The organism is Streptomyces racemochromogenes, assembly GCF_044129415.1.
GTDB lineage: Bacteria > Actinomycetota > Actinomycetes > Streptomycetales > Streptomycetaceae > Streptomyces > Streptomyces racemochromogenes_A.
On the sequence record NZ_JBBDHD010000217.1, the window covers coordinates 1 to 7,353 of the forward strand.

General features: G+C 70.7%; 6 protein-coding genes. 1 reads left to right on the forward strand and 5 read right to left on the reverse strand.

Annotated features, from left to right (window positions below):
* Window positions 1-137: 137 nt before the first annotated feature.
* The 5 genes from WDV06_RS35515 to WDV06_RS35535 all read right to left on the reverse strand — a co-directional run bounded on the left by WDV06_RS35515 (window position 138) and on the right by WDV06_RS35535 (window position 6,399).
* Window positions 138-1,124, reverse strand: coding sequence for a PAC2 family protein (locus WDV06_RS35515; protein WP_395513942.1), 987 nt, complete (start codon window positions 1,122-1,124; stop codon window positions 138-140).
* A 126-nt stretch (window positions 1,125-1,250) separates the two neighbouring features.
* Entirely contained in the window at window positions 1,251-2,858 is a 1,608-nt protein-coding gene (locus WDV06_RS35520) for a glycerol-3-phosphate dehydrogenase/oxidase (protein WP_395513943.1), read from the reverse strand.
* 38 nt (window positions 2,859-2,896) lie between these two features.
* Window positions 2,897-4,423, reverse strand: coding sequence for a glycerol kinase GlpK (glpK, locus tag WDV06_RS35525; RefSeq protein ID WP_395513944.1), 1,527 nt, complete (start codon window positions 4,421-4,423; stop codon window positions 2,897-2,899).
* A gap of 79 nt (window positions 4,424-4,502) precedes the next feature.
* The gene (locus tag WDV06_RS35530) at window positions 4,503-5,285 is read right to left on the reverse strand and encodes an MIP/aquaporin family protein (protein ID WP_395513945.1); all 783 of its coding nucleotides are present in this window, start codon (window positions 5,283-5,285) and stop codon (window positions 4,503-4,505) included.
* 346 nt (window positions 5,286-5,631) lie between these two features.
* Window positions 5,632-6,399, reverse strand: coding sequence for an IclR family transcriptional regulator (locus WDV06_RS35535; RefSeq protein WP_395513946.1), 768 nt, complete (start codon window positions 6,397-6,399; stop codon window positions 5,632-5,634).
* Window positions 6,400-6,652: 253 nt separating this feature from the next.
* Between WDV06_RS35535 and WDV06_RS35540 the strand changes: the two genes are divergently transcribed.
* Window positions 6,653-7,353, forward strand: a 701-nt coding sequence (locus WDV06_RS35540) for a homocysteine S-methyltransferase family protein (RefSeq protein ID WP_395513947.1), incomplete at its 3' end; no start/stop codon positions are given.

Genomic DNA, 7,353 nt, shown 5'->3' on the forward strand with positions numbered 1-7,353 from the left:
CCGGCGGGGCTGTCAACAGCCCCGCCGGCGTTTGAGGCGCGGGGTCTGGGGCGGAGCCCCAGAGAACGGTGAAGGGCGGGTAGGGGACCGGCCCCGCGCAGCGGAAGCCCGTACCCCGGCCCGCCCGAACCGGACCGCTAGGCCTCGGGGGACTCGTCCCCCGACTCCTCGGGCGGAGCGGCCGGAGGCTCCTCCGCGGAGAGGTCCGGCTTGCGCTTCGGGGCGCGCGGCCCCCCGGAGGTGTCCCGCAGGTACGACCCGTCACCCGGCTCGGCGGACGCCGAAGGATCCCGCCGCCTCAGGTACCGCTCGAACTCCCGCGCGATCGCGTCCCCCGACGCCTCCGGCAGATCGGCCGTGTCCCGCGCCTCCTCCAGCGTCTGGACGTACTCCGCCACCTCGCTGTCCTCGGCGGCCAGTTGGTCCACCCCCAGCTGCCACGCCCGCGCGTCCTCCGGCAGTTCCCCGAGCGGGATCCTGATGTCGACCAGGTCCTCCAGCCGGTTCAGCAGTGCCAGCGTCGCCTTCGGGTTCGGCGGCTGCGACACGTAGTGCGGCACCGCGGCCCACAGCGACACCGCCGGCACGCCCGCGTGCGTACAGGCCTCCTGGAGCACGCCCACGATCCCCGTCGGGCCCTCGTACTTGGTCTCCTCCAGGTCCAGGGTCCGCGCCAGGTCCGGGTCCGACGTCACCCCGCTGACCGGCACCGGCCGGGTGTGCGGGGTGTCCCCGAGGAGCGCGCCGAGGATGACGACCATCTCCACGCCCAGCTCGTGCGCGAAGCCGAGCAGCTCGTTGCAGAACGACCGCCACCGCATGGACGGTTCGATGCCCCGCACCAGCACCAGGTCGCGCGGCTTCGCGCCGCCGATCCGGACCACCGACAGCCGCGTCGTCGGCCAGGTGATCTTCCTGACCCCGTGCTCCAGGAACACCGTCGGCCGGTTGACCTGGAAGTCGTAGTAGTCCTCGGCGTCGAGCGCCGCGAAGACCTCGCCCTTCCACTCCCGGTCCAGGTGCGCCACCGCACCGGAGGCGGCGTCACCCGCGTCGTTCCAGCCCTCGAACGCGGCCACCATGACCGGGTCGATCAGCTCGGGCACGCCCTCAAGCTCGATCACCCAGGTCTCCTTCCGAAGTTCCTCGTGTACGTGGGAAAGCCTAAGCCTTGTGGGGTCGGCCGCCACAGCCCACGAGAGAGGGGCGGTTCCCCTCGGAACCGCCCCTCTTCCCCACCTGCGTACGAGCTATGCCTTGCGGGCCAGCATCTCCTCGACGCGGGCCCGGACGGACTCGTCGTCCAGACCGCGGATGGTCACCGTCGTACGACGGCGCAGCACGTCGTCGACCGTCTCGGCCCACTCGTGGTCGCGGGCGTAGGCGACCTGCGCCCAGATCTCCGGGCCGTCCGGGTGGATGCGCTCGGCCAGCGCCGGGTCCTCGTTCGCCAGGCGGGCGATGTCGAAGGCCAGCGAGCCGTAGTGCGAGGCCAGGTGGCGGGCGGTCAGCGGGTCCATCCGGGCGCCGGGCTCGCGGTCCACGAGCAGGCGGTGCGCGACGGCGTTCGGGTTGGCGACGCCGGGCAGCGGGACGCGGCGCACGAGGGACTTCACCGGCTCCATGTCGTCGGTCAGCGGGCTGCCGGGGAGCTTGGCGAGCTTGTCCATGACCACACGGCCGATGTGGCGGTACGTGGTCCACTTGCCGCCGGCGACCGACAGCATGCCGCCCGCGCCCTCCGAGACCACCGTCTCGCGCTTGGCCTTCTCCACGCCGCCGGGGCCGCCGGGCAGCACGCGCAGGCCGGCGAAGGCGTACGTCATCAGGGAGCGGTCGAGGTCGGCGTCCTTCACCGAGAAGGCGGCCTCGTCGAGGATCTGCTGGATGTCGGCCTCGGTGGCGCGCACGTCCGCCGGGTCGCCCTCGTAGACCTCGTCGGTGGTGCCGAGCAGGAGCTGGTCCTCCCACGGCAGGGCGAAGGTGATGCGGTACTTGTCGATCGGGGTGGCCATGGCGGCCTTCCACGGCGACTTGCGCTTCATGACGATGTGCGCGCCCTTGGAGAGGCGGATCGACGGCATGGCGTGCTTGTCTTCCATGCGCCGCAGGTGGTCCACCCACGGGCCGGTGGCGTTGAGCACGACGCGCGCGTCGACGCCGAACTCGGTGCCGTCGAGGCGGTCCTTGAGCTCGGCACCCGAGACCCGGCCGCGCGTCATGCGCAGGCCCGTGACCTCGGCGTGGTTGAGGACGACCGCACCCGACTCGACGGCCGCGCGGACCGTCATGACGGCCACGCGGGAGTCGTTCATCTGGTGGTCGTAGTAGACGGCGACGGCCTTGAGGTTGTCGGTCTTCAGGCCGGGGTTGTCGGCGACGGCACGGGCCGGGGATATGACCTTGCCCATGCCGTCGCCGAAGGCCGAGAGGGCGGAGTAGGCGAAGACGCCCGCGCCCAGCTTGGCCGCACCCACCGGGCCGCCCTTGTAGACCGGCAGGTAGAACGTGAGCGGGTTGACCAGGTGCGGGGCCACGTCCTTGGCCAGCACCCGCCGCTCGTGGTGGTTCTCGGCCACCAGCTTGACCGCGCCGGTCTGCAGGTAGCGCAGACCGCCGTGGACGAGCTTGGAGGAGGCGGAGGAGGTGGCGCCGGCGAAGTCGCCGGCGTCCACCATGGCGACCCGCAGACCCGACTGCGCGGCGTGCCAGGCCACCGAGGTGCCCAGGATTCCACCGCCGATGACCAGCAGGTCGTACGTGGCCTTCGCCAGCTGCTCACGGGTCTCGGCGCGGCTCGGGTTCGAGCCGGCGGTCGGGTGCGTGCCCAGTGCGGGGACGCTCTGCAGGGTGCTCATGTCTCTTCAGCTCCTCGTCGATTCGACAGCTGGTGCGGTCAGCTGGCGTTTTCGTCGTCGATCCAGCCCATGGACCGCTCGACGGCCTTGAGCCAGTTCTTGTACTCGCGGTCCCGCTGCTCGGCGGGCATCCGCGGGGTCCACTCGGCCGCGCGGCGCCAGTTGGCGCGCAGGGCGTCGGTGTCGGGCCAGAAGCCGACGGCCAGGCCGGCGGCGTAGGCGGCGCCGAGGCAGGTGGTCTCGGCGACCATCGGACGGACCACGGGGGCGTCCAGGAAGTCCGAGAGCGTCTGCATCAGCAGGTTGTTGGAGGTCATACCACCGTCGACCTTGAGGGCCGCCAGCTCGACGCCGGAGTCCTTGGTCATGGCGTCGGTGATCTCACGGGTCTGCCAGGCGGTGGCCTCCAGGACGGCACGGGCGATGTGCGCCTTGGTGACGTACCGGGTCAGGCCGGCGATCACACCGCGGGCGTCGGAGCGCCAGTACGGGGCGAACAGGCCGGAGAAGGCCGGCACGAAGTAGGCACCGCCGTTGTCCTCGACGGAGGAGGCCAGGGTCTCGATCTCGGCCGCGGACTTGATCAGGCCCATCTGGTCGCGCATCCACTGGACGAGCGAGCCGGTGACGGCGATGGAGCCCTCCAGGGCGTAGACCGGCTTCTGGTCGCCGATCTGGTAGCCGACCGTGGTCAGCAGGCCGCTGTAGGAGTTGATGATCTTGTCGCCGGTGTTCATCAGCATGAACGTGCCGGTGCCGTACGTGGACTTGGCCTCGCCCTCGGCGAAGCAGGTCTGGCCGAACAGGGCGGCCTGCTGGTCACCGAGCGCCGAGGCGACCGGGACACCGGCGAGGACGCCGTCCTTGACGTGGCCGTAGACCTCGGCGGAGGACTTGATCTCGGGGAGCACGTTGAGCGGGACGCCCATCGACTCGGCGATCTTCTCGTCCCAGGCCAGGGTGTGCAGGTTCATCAGCATGGTGCGCGAGGCGTTGGTGACGTCCGTGACGTGCGCACCGCCCTGGGCGCCACCGGTGAGGTTCCAGATGACCCAGGAGTCCATGGTGCCGAAGAGGATGTCCCCGGCCTCGGCGCGCTCGCGCAGGCCCTCGACGTTGTCGAGCAGCCAGCGGACCTTCGGGCCGGCGAAGTAGCTCGCCAGCGGCAGGCCGGTCTCCCGGCGGAAGCGGTCCTGGCCGACGTTGCGTCCGAGCTCCTTGCACAGGGCGTCGGTGCGGGTGTCCTGCCAGACCAGCGCGTTGTGCACCGGCTCGCCGGTGTTCTTGTCCCACAGGACGGTGGTCTCGCGCTGGTTGGTGATGCCGACGGCCTTGACGTCGGCGGCGGTGATCTCGGCCTTGGCGATGGCGCCGGCGACGACCTCCTGGACGTTCGTCCAGATCTCGGTGGCGTCGTGCTCGACCCAGCCCGGCTTCGGGAAGATCTGCTCGTGCTCCTTCTGGTCGACGGCGACGATGCGGCCGTCGCGGTCGAAGACGATGCAGCGGGAGGAGGTGGTGCCCTGGTCGATCGCGGCGATGAAGGGGCCGGTGCTGCTGGTCATGGTGGCTGCTCCTGGCAGATCTGTTGAGTAGGCGGAATCAGGAGGGCGGTGCGGATCTTACGAACGCGGCCGAAGCTGATCAGGCGAACGCGATGTTGTACAGACCGCCGGCGAGCGCGGCGCCGACGAGCGGGCCGACCACCGGGATCCAGGAGTACCCCCAGTCCGAGCCGCCCTTGTTGGGCAGCGGGAGCAGGGCGTGGACGATGCGGGGACCGAGGTCACGGACCGGGTTGATGGCGTAGCCGGTCGGGCCGCCGAGCGAGAGGCCGATGCCGACGACGACGAAGGAGGTGATCAGGACGCCGATGACGCCGAGGCCCTTGCCGTCGTCCTGGAGACCCTGGGTGAGGATCGCGATGACGAGGACGAAGGTGCCGATGATCTCCGTGGCCAGGTTCTGGACCACGTTGCGGATCTCGGGGCCGGTGGAGAAGATGCCGAGCACCGGGCCGGCGACGTCGTGCGGGTGCGGGTCCTCGGGGCCGAGCTTGGCGTCCTTGATGTTCTCCGGGTCCGCCAGGTGCGCGGCGAACTGGCCGTAGTAGGTGATCCACATCAGGACCGCGCCGAGCATGGCGCCGAGCAGCTGGCCGGCGAAGTAGACGGGGACGTCGCCCCACTCGCCGGTCTTCACGGCTATGCCGACGGTGACCGCCGGGTTGAGGTGCGCGCCGGAGAGCGGCGCGGAGACGTAGGCGGCGATCAGGACGGCGAAGCCCCACCCGAAGGTGATCGCGAGCCAGCCCGCGCCGCGGGCCTTGGAGCTCTTGAGCGTGAGGGCGGCGCACACGCCGCCGCCGAGCAGAGTGAGCAGGGCGGTACCGATGGTCTCGCCGATGAAGATGTCGGAGCTGGACACCCGCGACTCCTTTGTCTTACGTCCAGGGGTGGGCGGACACCGGGTCCCTCCGGTCGTCCGCACACTCGGTGAGTGCTTCACCGGTCCATGGCCTCGCCCTAGCCTAACGCGTATTGCCGGTAGGTGTTCGACAATGCCGACCGATGAACGGCAGTTTTCCGCCTGCGTTCAGAACCCGTCAAGGCCTGACCAGGTCAAAGAACCGGATCGTTACCACTCGGTACGATCGCCCAAATTCGGCCAACGGGCGGTCCGGAAACGACGAGGTCCACCCGAATGGCGCGCGATGCGGCCACGGGGTGGACCAAAGAGATGCCGAAAGGGTGCCCGGGGGGCCGGGTCAAGGTCAGAACCGGCCCGCTCCGAGGTCGCGCGAAACCGACCTGGCGCAGTCCCGGACCGAGGCCACCAGGGCCGGGTGCGGCTCGCCGGACTCCCCGCAGACCCGCTCCACGGCGCCCGCGACGGCCACCGCGCCGACCGGCATCCGCCGCCGGTCGTGGATGGGCGCCGCCACCGAGGCGATGCCCTCCCATGTCTCCTCCACGTCCGCCGCCCAGCCGCGCGCCCGGGTCAGGTCCAGGATCTCCTCGAAGCCCGCCGCGTCGGTCACCGTGCGCGGCGTGAACGCCTCCCGCTCCCCGTCCAGGGCCTCCGTGTGCGCCACGGGGTCGTAGGCCGACAGCACCTTGCCCAGAGCCGTGGAGTGCAGCGGCTGCATGGCCCCCACCTCCAGCACCTGGCGGCTGTCGTCGGGCCGGAAGACGTGGTGCATGATCAGCACCCCGCTCTTGTGCAGCACCCCGACGTACACGCTCTCGCCGCTCGCCCGGGCCAGATCGTCCGTCCACACCAGCGCGCGGGCCCGCAGCTCGTGCACGTCCAGGTAGCTGTTGCCCAGCCGCAGCAGCTCCGCGCCCAGCTGGTAGCGCCCGGAGGCCGGGTCCTGCTCCACGAAGCCCTCGGCCTGCAGCGTGCGCAGGATCCCGTGCGCCGTGCCCTTGGCCAGGCCCAGGGCGGACGCCACGTCCGACAGACCCAGCCGGCGCTCCCCGCCGGCCAGGAGCCGCAGCATCGCAGCGGCTCGTTCGAGCGACTGGATGTTCCGTGCCATCGCGCAGCCTCCTGCTGACGTAGTTCGACCATGCCGAACACTATCGGTCGATGCCGACCTGGTGCATGGTTGGGGGTTTACCCGGTGTGCCGCCGACCAGGCACCCTTCCGTGGGACTCCCGCGCACAGGATGCAGTCCGCCACGTGGGACGCCCTCACCGGGGCGGGTGCCGCGCGGTTACCCTGACCGCGTGCGCCCCTGACACAGCGGGGGTGCAAAGCCGACAGCCGTCGCATCCCAGGGAGCTCAACCATGGCCTCGTTGCCGAACCCGCCCGCAGACACCCAGACCCGGGCCGATGCCCTCCGAGAGGCGCTCGCGACCCGCGTGGTCGTCGCCGACGGAGCCATGGGAACCATGCTCCAGGCCCAGGACCCCACCCTGGAAGACTTCCAGCAGCTCGAAGGCTGCAACGAGGTCCTGAACGTCACCCGCCCCGACATCGTGCGCTCGGTGCACGAGGCGTATTTCGCGGTGGGCGTGGACTGCGTCGAGACCAACACCTTCGGAGCGAACTACGCGGCCCTGGCCGAGTACGACATCCCCGAACGCAACTTCGAGCTCTCCGAGGCCGGCGCCCGCATCGCCCGCCAGGTCGCCGACGAGTTCACCGCCTCCACCGGGCAGCAGCGCTGGGTCCTGGGCTCCATGGGCCCGGGCACCAAGCTCCCCACCCTCGGCCACATCACCTACGCCCAGATCCGCGACGCCTACCAGGTCAACGCCGAGGGCCTGATCTCCGGCGGCGCGGACGCCCTGCTCGTCGAGACCACCCAGGACCTCCTCCAGACCAAGTCCTCCATCATCGGCGCCCGCCGCGCCATGGAGGCCCTCGGCGTCACGGTCCCGCTGATCTGCTCCGTCACCGTCGAGACCACCGGCACGATGCTGTTGGGTTCGGAGATCGGGGCGGCACTGACGGCGCTGGAGCCGTTGGGGATCGACATGATCGG

Coding starts and splice junctions, on each gene's coding strand:
- WDV06_RS35520 (WP_395513943.1), bottom strand. CDS start 2,858: ATGAGCACCCTGCAGAGCGTCCCCGCACTGGGCACGCACCCGACCGCC.
- glpK (WP_395513944.1), bottom strand. CDS start 4,423: ATGACCAGCAGCACCGGCCCCTTCATCGCCGCGATCGACCAGGGCACC.
- WDV06_RS35535 (WP_395513946.1), bottom strand. CDS start 6,399: ATGGCACGGAACATCCAGTCGCTCGAACGAGCCGCTGCGATGCTGCGG.